Origin of the sequence: Candidatus Rhodobacter oscarellae (assembly GCF_001078595.1) — a bacterium.
In the GTDB taxonomy this organism is placed as follows: Bacteria; Pseudomonadota; Alphaproteobacteria; order Rhodobacterales; family Rhodobacteraceae; genus Rhodobacter_B; species Rhodobacter_B oscarellae.
In genome coordinates, this window is sequence record NZ_LFTY01000001.1 from 678,284 (window position 1) to 692,665 (window position 14,382).

The window sequence follows — 14,382 nt, forward strand, 5'->3', positions numbered from 1 at the left end:
ATGTTGAGCGATCTGTCTTGCGTGGTAGTTCCTCCCGGACACGTCCGTTTGCGTTTGTCACCCCGCCGCGTCGCCACGGCGAATGCGGGTCGCAGATCTAGGCCTGCAATTTGAGAGTTCGTTGACCTTGGTGGGCCGTGCGAATTCGCCGCCGGTACATCGGTGACGCAGTTGGAATTGGGATCCAGCGAATCTTAGTGAAGGGCGGTAAGCTCGCCTATTTCGATGTCCGGCCGTAAGCGCCGGTGCTTTCGCGCACGATGAGGCTGGGAGTGAGCTCGACAATGCTCTCAGGTAATTCCGGGCTTTCGCAGCGGCGCTGCAACAATGCGCGCGCTTCGGTGCCCATATTGAGGCGGGGATATGTAATTGTGGTTAGCGAGACGAATTCATTGGAGGTCAGAGAGATGTCATCGAACCCCATAACGGAAATGTCGGAGCCGATGGAAAGCCCTAGTTGGTGCGCGGCCCCGAGCACCCCTAGCGCCATCAGGTCATTGGCCGCGAAAATGGCCGTCGGCGGGGCGTCGCGACTAAGCAATATCTGCGCCCCCAGGTAACCGCCTTTTTGGGTGTAATCTCCCTCCAGGGATTGGACTTCCACGCCCGTGGCATTTCGCGCGGTCTGCTCAAAGGCCGCCGCTCGGCGCGCGGCACCGGCGCCGGTGCCGCCGCTAACATGCGCCAACCGCTTGTGCCCTAGCCCGGTTAGGTGCTTGGCGGCAAGGCGCCCGCCCAGCTCGCTATTGACGTAAACACAGTCCAGCCCGGGGATCTGCCGGCCAACCACCACCGTCGGCACCGTTTGTGCGAGCTCTTGGATTTCTTTTTGGTCCAGAAGGGAGCCGATCAAGACGACACCGCGGACCCGATGCGCCAGTAGGGAGTTTACCGCGACACGCTCTCGATCCGCAGAGTTGAAGCCCGCGCATAGATGCATGTCGAACTCTTGCTGCTGCTGCTCGCCTTGAACAAAGCCGTCAAGAATGTCAGCGGTGATCGGGTTGTGGAGGTCAGAGACCATGACGCCAAACGTGTTCGGTGTGGCCTGGGCCAACCGACTAGCATTCATATTGACCCGGTACCCGAGATCCTTTGCGACATCGAGGATCTGCTTGGTCCGTTTGGCTGAAATCTTGGGTGATCCGCGTAAAGCCAGACTGACAGCGCCGCGCGACACACCTGCCGCGCGCGCAATGTCGTCCATCGTTACGGATTTTCCCATGTAATGCCTTTGGCCCCGAGAGTCCTTCTTGGTTTAATCATTCACAACATGATGCGAATTCTAAGGCAAGTTCTGCGATGCGGCTTCGATCAATATCCAATTGCGCGCAGTGGAAGGAGTGCGTCAGCCAGCCGATCTCTTTGCGCTTCGAAGAGGCGTTCGCGTAGATGATGTCCGCGTTCTTGGGGCTCACGATGGTGTCGCTCTTTGACTGGAGCACCAGAAGCGGCACCTCAATCCGTGGCAAAAGCTCTCGTGCCAGGGTGCAGACACTTAGTAGGTCTGCGGCGCTCTTGCGGCGGCGATCCTGGTAGGAAATCTCAGGCACGGCGTCCCCCATGAACATGGGAGCGCTCCATCCTGGCAAGGGTGCGTCGGCTGGACCGCTCAACACGGCTTCAGCAAAGCCCGGATCGTCGAAGGCAACCGGCGCGTTGACCGTGATCGTCGAAGTCACCCGTTCCGTCTCGAGGGCGGCCAATTGCAAAGCAATCGAGCCGCCCATGGATACGCCCAGCACGTGCACTTTGCTGTATTTCTCGCAGAGCAACTCGAGGGCCTCGCGGGCAGCGTTGAACCAGTCAACGGGGCCAAAACGGACCTGATCGAGCGCGTCTGTGCCATGCCCAGGCAGGACCGGGACCAGAACCCCAAACTCGGCGTCAGCGAGATGCTTTGTCAAAAAACGCACGCTCTCAGGCGACGCGCTCCAGCCGTGCACCAAGAGAAAGGCCTCATCCTTTGTTCCGGGTACAAAGACCGGCGCACTTTCCGAAATCGTAACGCTGGCGCGTTGAGCGTCGAGGCAAGATTCTATACTCTTAAAAACATTCATACCGCTTCTTCCGATGATGCAGGCCTATTCTGCACTGGTTCGGTCTCTGGGCTTTCGTCGAGATAGGCTTGGATCTCTTGCTCCAACTCAGCCATGGCTTCGCCCCCGGCCATAAGATCTGTAATCTCTTCGCGGGTCTTTTCACCTTTACGGAAGTCCGCCGCAAGAGCCCCGCGGATGAGCACGGCGAAATGGTCGCCGACCGTCAGAGCGTGCATCACTTGGTGGGTGATGAAAATGACCGCAAGACCGCGCCGGCGTGCCTCAAGCACGATCCGCAACACGTGGGCCGCCTCTTTGACGCCAAGAGCCGCTGTTGGCTCGTCGAGGATCAGAACCCGCGCGCCAAAGTGAACGGCGCGGGCAATGGCCAGGGATTGCCGCTCACCGCCGGAAAGCCCGCCGATCAATCGATCACCGTCATCAATCCGGGTAATGCCGAATTCTTGGACCGCACTCACTGCAATCTCATTGGCTTTCTTGCGGTCAAATACCTTGAGCGGCCCGAATTTCTTGGTCGGCTCCACACCGACAAAGAAAGAGCGCCCGATCGACATCAAGGGGAAGGTGCCCCCGAACTGGTGGACCGTCGAAATGCCACGGTTTTGCGCGTCTTTCGGGCGCGCAAAGCGGACGGGCTGACCATCCAATAGGATCGATCCTCGCGTGGGCTCATATACGCCCGACAGGGTCTTGATCAGGGTGGACTTGCCCGCCCCGTTATCCCCAAGAAGGCAGAGAACCTCGCCCTCTCGCACCTTCAACGAAATGTCGTGCAGGACTTCGACGGGCCCGAATGACTTGTCGACATTGCGAAGCTCTAGCACCGGAGGTTTACTGTTATCGCTCATTCCGCTTTCTCCGCTTTCTTTTCGGCCTTCTTGGGCGCGTATGTCAGTGCCATCTGGCGGAAGCTGTTGTTCATGACGACGGCCGCCAGCGTCAAAACGCCGATGATCAGAGATGCGAGATTGGCGTTGAACGAGGTGAAGTAGATGCCCTGGTTCACGATGGAGAACGTCATGGTTCCCAACACGATCCCAACCACCGTGCCGTAACCACCGGTCAGCAAGACCCCGCCCACAACGACGCAGACGATGGTGTTGAAGATGTAGGACATACCCGCGGAGACTTGCGCAGAGTTGAACAGGATCGCCTGGTTCACGCCAACGAATGCGGCGCTAAAAGACGAGAGCGCGAACAGGCCAATCGTCAGGCGCTGCGTCGGAATGCCGGCATTTCGCGCGCTTTCCTTGTCGCCGCCAAGCGCCAGGATCCAGTTGCCGATGGGCGAGAAGTGCAAGACAAATCCCAGAACGATGGCCCAGAGCATCCACCAGAAGATCGTCACCTGATAGATGCCGTTGATGAAATCACCCATCGTTGCCTTGATGAAGGGCGGGGACTGGACCGCAACGCTGGTGGTGCCTGTCAGGGCCACCGACATGGTCAGCGTGAGCCCCGCCACCGCAAACAAGGTGCCAAGCGTCACGATTAGGGAATGCACGCCGGTGCGGAGCGTCAGGTATCCGTTGATGAAGCCTACGAGCAACCCAAAGCAAAGCGCGGCGGCGATGCCGACCCCGATGGGCAATTCGAAATAGCCCGACGAGATCGCAAAGATCATCGAGCTTGCGGGGATCATCGAGCCGATCGAGATGTCGAGCTCGCCCGCGATCATCAAGAGGCCCACCGGAAGGGCAACGATGCCGATGGTTGCAGCAACGTTCAGCCAACTCGCAGCGCCAGCCGCCGATAGGAACGTGATCTGCCCAAAGATTGCGAAGAAGAGGAAGACAGCCACCAGTCCGATGACTGATCCAGTCTCAGGACGTCTTACGATGCTGCCCAACGATAGGCGTTTTTTATCCGCGCTCATGCCGCGTGGTCCCTTGTACTTGTGATTTTGAGGTGGGTGTTGGGTATAAAGATGCCCCGCCGTTTCGGACGGGGCATCTTGTATTCGCGTGCGATCAACGCGCGCCGTTTTGCACGCCGGCCAGGGTGGCATCGATGTTGGATGCGTCGACAATACCTGGGCCGGTGAGAACGGGCATGGTTGGGAGGGTAAGCCCATACTCAAGATAGCTGTTGAGCAATGTCACTGCCAAAAAGCTCTGCAGGTAGGGCTGCTGGTCAATAGCGAACAGCTGGGTGCCATCTTTGATGCGGTTCAGACCGGCTTCGTTCATGTCGAACGAGCCAAACGCGACCGAGTTGGTCTTGCCCGCTTGCATGATGCCGCTGGCGGCCCAATCCGCAACCGCGGGGTTCAGCGTCAGGATGGCATCGATGGATGGGTCAGTCAGCAAGGCGGCCTTGATGGCCTGCGCGACGGATGCGGCGTTGTCCGCCTGCGTGGGCGGCAAAGGCAGCTGCTCGCTTGCAGCACCCGCCGCTTTGGCGGCCTCTAGAACGCCGTTGCAACGCGTCTCAAGGGGGAACGATCCCGGGACGTGGTTCACGCACAGGATATTCTTGTAACCAAGATCGGTAAAGTAGACGCCAGCGCCCAGACCCGCCTGGTATTCGTCGCTGCCCACATAGTTGATCGCGCCGAGTTCATTGGCCTTCTCAATGTTGCCGGAGTTGTAGAGCATCACGGTCACACCGGCCGCGATGGCCTCCTTGATCGCCACGTCCATCGAGTCTGGCACCCAATCCGCAATGACCAGGCCGTCAACACCTTGCCCCACCGCCGTGCGGATCAGGTTGGCGGCATCAGGTCCAAGATTGTCATAGTTGACCAGCTGCATGTAATTGACGGTGCCACCTGTCAGCTCGACCACGGTGCGCGCATCATCGACGCCCTTTTTGACAGGCTGAAAGAACGTGTCGTCCGGCTTGCCCGAGATCAGCGCGATATCAGCCGCCACCGCCATGTGCGCAGCAGCGACAAAGCTTCCAGCTGCAAGTGTGGCCGCCGCCACCAAGTTCTTCATTCGCATATTTTCCTCCCTTTGGATTCCCAGTGAGCGCCAAACCTCGCGAGGTTCTCAGCGCGTCTAGGAATTAGTAAAGCGCTTTACCTTTTTGTCAACAACTTAGGCAGATTGCGTACCGCGTGAGTTTTAATACCCTTGCGAATTCATATGATTCGCGGCGGCTCCTAGCTGGAGGTCAGCGCCATTCCCAACATAAATAATTGATATTCAACATTAAAATATATTGGCCTCCTTCTCCCGAATCTCTTGGCGTGACACGGAATCGTGGCCGGTGCGCCTAGGGGGCTTTGGTAACGGCTTTTAGCTGCTTCGGCGATCACGCAACCAAAAGAGGTGTTGGATGGATGCATTTACCGCTAATTGATAGCGGCGCGGTTCACCGCAACTTCATCCAGCGGAACCTCAAACGCCGACTGCTTGAACACTATCTTCGCCAAACGGAGGTTTGCCACTGACAGCAGAACCATTGCGCTCCGAAACTGGAGCCTCGTTGCGCGCATGACGGCGCGCCCGCCTAGGCCCCTATGCGCATGCGCCACCGATCCAGGTCGCGACGTGGTTCAGCCCGCTTCCCAGCACAGCGAAATCCGCCCGAGCGCCGGGTTTTAGATGGCCGTGATCGGCTTCGATTCCAACCGCTTGCGCTGGATAGAGCGCGGCCATACGCAGGGCCTCGTCCAGTGGCACATTCACCTGATCCGTCAGAACGCGCAGGCTCGACAGCATGTCGACATCGGCCCCGGCCAGGGTGCCATCGGGCAGCGTCAAACGCCCGTCCCGTCGCAGAATGCGGCGCCCGTTCAATTCGAATTCGCGGGCCTTGGTGCCCAGCGGCGCCATGGCATCCGTCACCAGGAAAATGCGCCCCGGCCCCGCCTTTGAGTCTAGCGCGACCCGCATAGCCATGGGGTCCACATGCACGCCATCCGCAATCATCCCGGACCATAGCCGCCCATCCGTCAGCGCCGCGCCGACAAGCCCGGGGGCGCGATGCGAAAGCGGGCTCATCGCGTTGTAGAGATGCGTCACCAGCCGCGCGCCAGCGTCGGCGTATCTTTGGGCCGTTTCGGCGCTCGTGTCACTGTGGCCAAGGCTGATCACTATGCCTTTTTCGTGCAGGATCTGCACCTGATCAGCGGTGACATTCTCCGGCGCAATCGTGAGTTTCAGCACCCCGACACGGTCCACGAACTGAACAAGCTGATCCATGTCCGCATCAGTCATCGGCCGGATCAGATCCGCATCATGCGCCCCTTTGCGCGCAACCGAAAGATGCGGGCCCTCGAGATGCAGACCAAGATATCCCGGCACCGCGGCCAAACTTGCCGCCTCCCCGGCGGAAAGCGCCGCCGCGGTCACGTCCGGCGTGTCGGTGATCAGGGTCACCATGACTTTAGTGGTGCCGGTCCGCGCATGCGCCGCGGTGATCCGGCGAATGTCATCGACAGACGTATGCGACCCACCGAACTGCACAGCGTCACCGCCATTGACCTGCAGGTCGATGAAACCGGGCACGATCTGGTGATCCCCGTAATCCGCCACGACATGGGCCGCCGCCACATCGCCCCCAGGAACGATGGCGCTGATGCGCCCGCCCGATGTGACCAGAGCGCTCTGCTCGTGCCAGCGCTCTCCGTCAAATATCCGACCTGCCCGTATCGCCTGGTCTGGCATTACATGGTTTCCGTCACCTTTTTGAGCGCTTCTGGATTGTCGGGGTCCAGACCCCGTTGGCGCGACATGGCCTCTACAAATCCATAGAACGGCACGATCAGCGACAAGGCGTCTGTCAGAGTTGCTCCGGTTTCGACCCTGTCGAGCTGCGTCGTGCCGGCAATGCCACCAGAGGTCACAAAAACATCTGACCCGCGTGCGGACATGGCCTCGGCTGTCTGGCGGATGGACTGTTGTGCCGCATCGGGGCTTGCCATTATCAGAACCGGTAGCCCGCGCCCCGCCAGGGCCAGTGGCCCATGCATCGCCTCTGCCGCCGAATAGGCCTCGGCATGAAGCCCGCAGGTTTCCTTGAATTTCAGCGCCGCCTCGCAGGCCATCGCAACCCCCGGCCCGCGCCCCAATACATAGAGCGACGTTGCATCGCTGAGCGCGTCGCCCAGCGGGTCCCAGCTCAGCGCTAGCGCCTCGCTCAACTTGTCCGGCAGACCGGCCAGCGCCGACTGCAGGGCCTGGTCCTCCTGCCATTGCGCCAATAGGGCCAACCCGGCCACGGCTGAACAGACAAAGCTCTTGGTGGCCGCAACCGCCAGCTCTGGTCCGGCTTGCATATCAATGCCGTGTTCCGCCTGCTGCCATAAGGGGGACCCAGCGTTGTTCGTCACCGCCACCGTCAACGCGCCCGCCGCATGGGCTGCGGCAAGGCTGCTGACCAGATCCGGGCTGCGACCGGATTGCGACAGGCCCAGCACGGCGGCTTTCGCAAGCCGCGGCGTAACGCCGTAGACAGATGCAACCGATGGGCCAAGCGATGCCACCGCATGCCCGCTTGTCAGCTCGATTGCGTATTTCAGAAACAGGCAGGCGTGATCGGACGATCCCCGCGCGATTGTGGCCACAAAAGCCGGGTCCCTTTCGCGCAGCGCCTTGCCGCATTCCGCAATATCTGCTGCCGACTGATCCAGAAGCCGAGCAACCGCTTCGGGGATTTCGTTGATTTCCTGTCGCATGTGCGTTGTGGTCATTGGGCGCTGTCCATTGTCTTTCTAAAGGGTCAGATTTGCGTAGCGGGTTCGGCAAGTTGCGTCTTGATGGCACGGATTTTCGTCGGGTCTGTGAACCGCGCCTCGGCCGCACCAAAACCAAGCTCTACAATTGTTGAGCCGTTGCGACGCTTACCCGAGCAAGAGGCATGCAGCCAGGGCGCGCCGGTATGGGCGGCCAGTTGGTGGGCGTTTTCCTGGGTCACACCGCTGCCAGCCATGATCGCGATGCGACCAGCGGCATGCTGCACGAGGCCAGCCACCACGTCCTGCCCCAGAGGCGCCGTCAGCGCCTTGCCGGAGGTCAGGATCGTATCAAAGCCCAGGCCAATTGCGGCCTCTACAGCGGCAACAGGATCGTCAAGCGTATCCACGACCCGGTGCAGCGTCACGCCCATGCCCTCTGCTGCGTTGCACAGTTGCTGCAAAGTCGGAAGGTCAAGCGTGCCACCCCCAGCGGAGGCGCCAAACACAACGCCGTCCAGCCCCATCTGGCGCGCGACGCCTATGTCTTGGCACATGGCCTCGACCTCCTGCGCCGTATAGCTGAAATCGCCCGGGCGCGGACGGATCATGGCCCGCACTGGAACCTCCACGGAGGCGGCAGCCTGCATGAACCCGTAGGACGGCGTCAGCCCCCCCAGATCAAGTGCCGAGCAAAGCTCGATGCGGTCGGCACCACCTGCCACACAGGCCTGCAGACCCGCGATATCATCAATGCAGACCTCAAGTTTTGGCGCGCTCATCCTAGCTGCTCCCGCATATGGGCCGTGGCGCCAATCAGACCTTTTTCAGGACCGATCTCGGTGGCGATACACAGCGGTTCTTTGCGCGGGTTTAGCACCCGTTTGCGCAGTTCCTGGTCAAGTGCGGGTACCAGGCCGTCGGCCTTGGACAGCCCCCCGCCGACCAGCACGATATCGGGGTCAAACATATTGACGGCATTGGCAAGGGCACCGCCCAGCACGTCAAGATACACATCCATTGTGGCAGCCGCCGCGGGATCCTGCTGCGCCCAGCTCTGCAACAGCGACACGCTATCCAAGGACGCGCCACTCAGATGCCGATGCAGGTTCTCCAGCCCACGCGCGCCGGTCAATGCGTCAACGCATTGCATCTGCCCGCAGCCGCAACGCACCAGTGGAAGATCAGCCCCACTGCGCACCGCCGCGGCCGGGCCGTGCCCCCATTCGCCAGCAGATCCCGTGGCGCCGATCAAGAGCTGACCATTCAGCACGACCGCGCCGCCAATCCCGGTGCCAAGGATGATCCCAAAGACCGTCGCGTGCCCGCGCCCCAGGCCCACTTTGGCCTCAGACAGAACAAACGCCTTTGCGTCATTGAGCACATGCACCGGGCGGCCCAGATCCTGCTGCAGATCCGCGGCCAGCGCGCGGCCCGAGATGCAGGGAATATTCGCCGACCGTAATATCCCGGTGACCGGGTCAATCACCGCCGCAATCGAAATCGCAACCGGGTCATCCCCTGTCCCGGCATGCGCGGCAATGGCCTGACGAAAGCTATCATAGTCCTCTGTTGGCGTGGCGATACGGGCCTTTTCCTCAAGTTGCAGACTCGCGTCGACTTCTGCCGAAACGATCTTTGAACCGCCGATATCAAATGCGATAGTCATGTTGAAACTTCAGACCGAAAGAGCGGTGCGCCCGATATGGACAAGACTGACACGCCAGCAAAGAGATCGAAACCCGGCAAACGGCCGACGATTTCTGATGTTGCGCGCCTGGCCGGGGTCGCGCCGGCGATTGTGTCTCGGGCGCTCTCACCGCAGCGCCGCCCGGTCTCTGCAGAAAAGAAGGAACGCGTGCTCAAGGCGGCGGATGAACTGGGGTATCGCCAGAACCCGTTGGCGCGTGGCCTGGCCACCCAGTCCATTGACCTGGTTGCGATTATTATCAACCACATGACCGACCTCTCCGATCTCGATCTGTTTGATTCACTGCTAGACGGCGTGCAGATGCTGGGCAAGCAGGCGATTATGATCCGGGTCGGCAGCAACCAGAGAATTGATGAGTTCCTACGCAACTCGCTGTCCTATCATGTGCATGCGGCGGTCGTGTTTTCCGATTTCGCAGATGCCGGTGAGGTGCGCGAGCTGTTTCACAGCGATAACGTTCTGATGCTGAACGGGCGCTTTGACGCCCAGAGCCACTACATCACCATCGACGAGGACAGCGGCATCCGCGACCTGATCCGTTTTGCGCGTAGCCGCGGCGTGTCTTCTGCGGCGCTGCTCACCGGGCGCAGCAGCTCGATCGTCGAACAGACGCGCATTGCGGCCTATAGATCGGCCTGCGCCATTGAGGGCATCGAGATCCAGCGCGAAATCAGCGGCGACTATTCCTATCAATCGGGCCTTGAAGCCGATTTTGGCGCAGCTACGCCAGATGCGGTGTTTTGCACGTCTGACACTATGGCGATGGGCGTCATGGATCAGCTGCGCGCGCAGGGCAAACACCCGCCGCGGGATTACTCTCTGTTCGGGTTTGACGCGATCGAAAGGGGCAATTTCGGCGCTTACGACATTTCCAGCGTTGGCTTTGACCGGGCAGATTTTATCCAGGCCATCCTGTCGTTTCTGCAAGAGCCCGAGGCTTTTCCGGAAACCGGCCTCTGCATTCCCACCCGCTATATTGCCCGCAGCACGGGCTAGCAGACGGGCTTTGAGCAAAACACCCGGAGGGAAAGCCCCCCGGGTGATGTGCTTAGTCGACCATTTGGCCTTAGTTACCAAAGTGGGATCAGGGTCGGAGGATTGGCATCCGCACCCCACCACTTTTTGTAGTTGGATTCGTAGGCGCCCGACTGGATGTAGCTGGAGACGAACATGTCGACCCAACGCAGGAAGTCTCCGTCGCCATGCGCGATTGCGATGCCAATCGGATCGTTGGAGTGCAGACCCGGTACGGTCACCAGAGAGTCTTCGTTGGTGGCCAGGTAATCCAGCAGAGAGCTGTCTTCGATGCCTGCGTCTACGCGCTTCTGGCGCAGCAGCAGAACGCCGTCAGGAGAGAACGTATCGGTATAGACCAGCTCTGCACCCGGAACTTCACGCTTCAGGAACGCCTCGCCGGTGGTGCCACGACCTACGACGACCTTTTTGCCGTCCAGATCCGCCAGCGACGAGATCCCGCTGTCAGCCTGAGCGATCACGCGCAGACCCGCACGGTTGTAAGGGATCGAGAAGGCCACGGATTTCGCGCGCGGCAGAGTTGCCGACGTATTAGCAACCACCAGGTCCAGCTGATCTGCGACCAGCATGGAGACGCGCGCATCACCGGACACATCGGTGAATTCCGGCGTCACGCCCAGGGCTTCGGCCAGCATGGTGGCCACATCCACGTCATAGCCGACGGGGTTGTTGCGATCATCGCGGAAACCAATCGGCTCGCCGCCAAGCGATACCCCAATGCGGATCACCCCAGCATCAAGGATTTCCTGCAGCTTTGATTCCGCAAAGGCCGATCCGGCCATTGCCGCGCACATCGTCGCCGCAGTTAGGGTCTTCTTCAGAAATGATTGCATCTCTTGTCCTCCTTGAACTTCAGAGTTGGTCAGATTGCCGCTTCTCCGGGGCAGACATGCCGTCTTGCCAGTACCAATACGAAACAGGTACCTCGCCGTTCATCGAAACGACTCGATGGTTGTTTTTGGTATCGAACGCATGAATCACCACCTCGCCGAGGAACCCGGTTCCAAGGTCGAGGAGGTCTTCGGCGGCGCGCTCAACCGCCGCATCAAGGGAAAGGCCGAATTTCAGCCCTTCGATAACTGAATGTGCCGTGTTGCAGCGCATGGTCATTTCGCCGGTATGGGTGCAGGCCACCGCGCCAAAGCGGCTGTCGGCATAGAACCCAGCACCGGGGATCGGGCTGTCGCCCAGGCGGCCCGGATATTTCCAGGCCCAGCCGGATGTGGATGTGGCCACGCCCGCACCGCCGGTTTGATCCATGCCCAGAAACACAGTGGTGTCGCGCACGCGCTCCGGGTCAGTGATGACGTTCGAGAGCGGCACCAGCGGGATATCAGGAAACGCAGCGCGCTCTTCGTCGCTGAGAACCATATCCAGCTTCTTGCTCCAGACTCGCTTGCTGTCCGGAAACAGCATGTCCTGCGTGTTGAAACCGATTTCATCTGCGAACCTGCGAGCGCCCTGCCCGGTCAGCATAACATGCGGCAGGCGGCGCATGACCTCGCGCGCCAGCGCCGCGACATGCAACGTACCGGGCACCGCGCCAACGGTGCCGACTTCACGCGTGGTGCCATCCATCACAGCGCCATCGCATTCCATCTCGCCGATCATGTTGGGCCAACCGCCATAGCCAACCGAACGCACCGTCTCAGCCGCCTCGACATGGCTGATCCCAGCGACAAGCGCGTCAACCGCGCCGACACCGGCTTTCAACTGATCGATGCTATGTGCGAAACCGGGTTCGGCTTCCATGTTGGCAATCAGGATCAAGCGTCAGTCCTTTCTGATCTGCGATAGGAATTGCCGAATGCGCGGCACGGCAAGGCCGCCGTTCTCAGCAAAAAATTCTTCTGTCGGCATGTCCACCAGCAGCTTGCCGGCTTCCATGAACACGATGCGTGTCGAAATGCTGCGGGCAAAGGCCACCTCATGGGTCACGAAGACCATCGTGGTGGCTTCGGTGGCCAGTTTTTGCAGGATGTCCAGCACTTCGCCGGTGGTCTCCGGGTCCAGCGCCGATGTCACCTCGTCCAGCAAAATATAGCGCGGCTGCATCGCCAGAGCGCGGCAAATCCCAACCCTCTGGCGCTGACCGCCGGACAATTGCTGCGGGTATTTATCGGCGTGCCCAGCCAATCCCACCTTGGCCAGCAAGGCGCGCGCCTGTTCTTCGGCTTCGGCCTTGGATTTGCCCAGAACCTCAACCGGCGCCAGGGTGATGTTACCCAGCGCAGTCATATGCGGATAGAGGTTGAACAGCTGGAACACCGTCGCCGAGATCCGGCGCGACGCCGCCAGACCGGCCTTGGTCGTCACATCATTCCCGTCAACGGTTATCGTGCCCCCGCTGGGCCGCTCCAAACCGTTGATACAGCGAATGAGCGTCGACTTCCCCGACCCCGAGGCCCCCAGAACCGTGACGATCTCACCGGCATTAACGTCCAGAGTGACGCCGTCCAGAACGGTGCTGTCATCGAAAGTTTTGACCAGATCCTTGATGCGTATCATCAGACCTCTCCCCAAGCGTAAGACCTGCGAATCCGACGTTCCAGACGCGCGCCAGAATGCGCCAGGATCTTGGCACACACATAGTAAATCGACCCGATGACCGCCCAGACGATGAACGGCTCCAGGGTCCGAAGATTGAGGATATTGCCGATCTTGGTCAGATCGAACACACCGATAACCGAGATCAAGGACGTCACCTGCAGCTGGTTGACCAGGATCCCCACAATCGGCCCGATGCTGAATGCCAGGGCCTGCGGACCGATCACCCGGCGCAGGATCTGGATGCGACGCAAGCCAAAGGCCTCGGCGGCATCAATCTGATCGCGATCGATGGATTCAATCCCCGCGCGGATAATCACAAAGGCAAAGGCCGCCGTGTTCAGCGACAAAGTGATGAAGGCCGCCGAGGCCGGTGTCATGCGGATTTGCATCAACGCCGGGATGCCGAAGAACACCAGGAAGAGCTGCACCAGCACAGGCGAATTCTTGAGCGCCTCAGTCACCGCCACGATCAGCGGGTTCACGAAGGGAAACCGGAAGTGATGCACCACCGCGAACCCCAGACCCAAAAGAAGCCCCGCCACGGTCGTCGTCAGAAACAGGGCCAGAGACACGCCCAGACCCTGCGCCAGAAGCACCAAGTCAAATGGCGTGAAGTCAGCAAAACGCATCGTCAGGCTCCAGTCATGAAACGGTTGAGCCGTCGGTGCCACGCCACGATGGCCAGCGAGAGCGCGGTCGTGAAGGACGCGTAGAGCACCAGCAGCACGGCGTAGACCTCAAAGGGTTTGAAGGTCTCCGCAGCCACGATCTTGGCCACGCCCGTCAACTCATTGACGGTGATCGTGGACAGGATCGAAGAGGTCAAAACAAGGTTGATCAGGACAGAGCCTACGGGCCGGACGGAGACTCGCAGCGCAATCGGCAGGACGATGCGAAGGAATACTTTGACGTCGTTCAACCCCGACACCCGCGCGGCCTCGATCACGCCGCGGTCGATGGATCTGATGCCGGACAGGATGACATCGGACACGAAAGCACCGCCAGCAAGCGACAGCGCAATCACCCCGGTCTCAAAGGCGCCGATATAGATGCCCAGCTCCGGCAGCCCGTAGAACAGAAAGAAAAGCTGCACCAGAAACGGCACGTTGCGAAAGATATCACTATAGGCATGCGCGACCCAACGCAGCGCGCTGCGTTGCGATGCGCGCATTGAGGCCACGATGCCACCAAGGATCACAGCGCCGATGATCGCCAGCAAACAGGCAAAGATCGTCAGGGCAAAACCCTGAAGCAAAAACCCAATATAGGGCTCGATCACTCGCCAGACTCGCATGGTATCCTTCCACATGTGAAATCGCTTTCACTTTTTGATCATCGCAATTGGATCAAGACCTGTCAATAGACCTGAACCGTGAGCTGACAAGATTTTTGAGAATCGC

Annotated in this window: 15 protein-coding genes; 1 reads left to right on the forward strand and 14 read right to left on the reverse strand. The window is 60.1% G+C overall.

Features of this window, described 5'->3' with window-relative positions; all coding sequences use genetic code 11:
• Window positions 1–217 precede the first annotated feature (217 nt).
• The 9 genes from AIOL_RS03170 to AIOL_RS03210 form a co-directional block, all read right to left on the reverse strand.
• Window positions 218–1,225: a LacI family DNA-binding transcriptional regulator gene (locus AIOL_RS03170; RefSeq protein ID WP_082152394.1), complete on the reverse strand. Its 1,008-nt coding sequence runs from the start codon at window positions 1,223–1,225 to the stop codon at window positions 218–220.
• A gap of 37 nt (window positions 1,226–1,262) precedes the next feature.
• On the reverse strand, window positions 1,263–2,060 hold the full coding sequence (locus tag AIOL_RS03175; RefSeq protein WP_049641550.1) for an alpha/beta hydrolase: 798 nt from the start codon (window positions 2,058–2,060) through the stop codon (window positions 1,263–1,265).
• Complete coding sequence (locus AIOL_RS03180) at window positions 2,057–2,911, reverse strand: ATP-binding cassette domain-containing protein (protein ID WP_049641551.1); 855 nt, start codon at window positions 2,909–2,911, stop codon at window positions 2,057–2,059. Before AIOL_RS03180 ends, AIOL_RS03175 begins: the two co-directional genes overlap by 4 nt.
• On the reverse strand, window positions 2,908–3,864 hold the full coding sequence (locus AIOL_RS03185; RefSeq protein WP_200898723.1) for an ABC transporter permease: 957 nt from the start codon (window positions 3,862–3,864) through the stop codon (window positions 2,908–2,910). Before AIOL_RS03185 ends, AIOL_RS03180 begins: the two co-directional genes overlap by 4 nt.
• Window positions 3,865–4,033: 169 nt before the next feature.
• Window positions 4,034–5,002: a substrate-binding domain-containing protein gene (locus AIOL_RS03190; protein WP_152912335.1), complete on the reverse strand. Its 969-nt coding sequence runs from the start codon at window positions 5,000–5,002 to the stop codon at window positions 4,034–4,036.
• Between the two features lie 525 nt (window positions 5,003–5,527).
• Entirely contained in the window at window positions 5,528–6,679 is a 1,152-nt protein-coding gene (gene nagA, locus AIOL_RS03195; RefSeq protein ID WP_049641554.1) for an N-acetylglucosamine-6-phosphate deacetylase, read from the reverse strand.
• Entirely contained in the window at window positions 6,679–7,689 is a 1,011-nt protein-coding gene (locus tag AIOL_RS03200; protein ID WP_235438852.1) for an SIS domain-containing protein, read from the reverse strand. Before AIOL_RS03200 ends, nagA begins: the two co-directional genes overlap by 1 nt.
• 44 nt (window positions 7,690–7,733) lie before the next feature.
• Window positions 7,734–8,468 (reverse strand): copper homeostasis protein CutC, encoded by a 735-nt coding sequence (locus AIOL_RS03205; protein ID WP_049641556.1) that lies wholly within the window; start codon window positions 8,466–8,468, stop codon window positions 7,734–7,736.
• Window positions 8,465–9,355, reverse strand: a complete 891-nt coding sequence (locus tag AIOL_RS03210; protein WP_049641557.1) for an ROK family protein — start codon at window positions 9,353–9,355, stop codon at window positions 8,465–8,467. Before AIOL_RS03210 ends, AIOL_RS03205 begins: the two co-directional genes overlap by 4 nt.
• 36 nt (window positions 9,356–9,391) lie before the next feature.
• On the opposite strand from AIOL_RS03210, the gene AIOL_RS03215 reads away from it, so the two are divergent.
• On the forward strand, window positions 9,392–10,393 hold the full coding sequence (locus tag AIOL_RS03215; protein WP_049641558.1) for a LacI family DNA-binding transcriptional regulator: 1,002 nt from the start codon (window positions 9,392–9,394) through the stop codon (window positions 10,391–10,393).
• 74 nt (window positions 10,394–10,467) lie between these two features.
• On the opposite strand, the gene AIOL_RS03220 is transcribed toward AIOL_RS03215, so the two are convergent.
• Genes AIOL_RS03220 through AIOL_RS03240 form a run of 5 tightly spaced genes read right to left on the reverse strand, consistent with a single transcriptional unit; the run spans window position 10,468 to window position 14,276 of the window.
• The gene (locus AIOL_RS03220; protein WP_152912336.1) at window positions 10,468–11,265 is read right to left on the reverse strand and encodes a transporter substrate-binding domain-containing protein; all 798 of its coding nucleotides are present in this window, start codon (window positions 11,263–11,265) and stop codon (window positions 10,468–10,470) included.
• Window positions 11,266–11,284: 19 nt separating this feature from the next.
• The gene (locus AIOL_RS03225; protein WP_049641559.1) at window positions 11,285–12,202 is read right to left on the reverse strand and encodes an isoaspartyl peptidase/L-asparaginase; all 918 of its coding nucleotides are present in this window, start codon (window positions 12,200–12,202) and stop codon (window positions 11,285–11,287) included.
• Between the two features lie 3 nt (window positions 12,203–12,205).
• The gene (locus tag AIOL_RS03230) at window positions 12,206–12,940 is read right to left on the reverse strand and encodes an amino acid ABC transporter ATP-binding protein (RefSeq protein WP_049641560.1); all 735 of its coding nucleotides are present in this window, start codon (window positions 12,938–12,940) and stop codon (window positions 12,206–12,208) included.
• The gene (locus tag AIOL_RS03235) at window positions 12,940–13,611 is read right to left on the reverse strand and encodes an amino acid ABC transporter permease (protein WP_049641561.1); all 672 of its coding nucleotides are present in this window, start codon (window positions 13,609–13,611) and stop codon (window positions 12,940–12,942) included. The genes AIOL_RS03230 and AIOL_RS03235 overlap by 1 nt, the downstream gene beginning before the upstream one ends.
• Before the next feature lie 2 nt (window positions 13,612–13,613).
• Window positions 13,614–14,276, reverse strand: coding sequence for an amino acid ABC transporter permease (locus tag AIOL_RS03240; RefSeq protein ID WP_049641949.1), 663 nt, complete (start codon window positions 14,274–14,276; stop codon window positions 13,614–13,616).
• Window positions 14,277–14,382 lie beyond the last annotated feature (106 nt).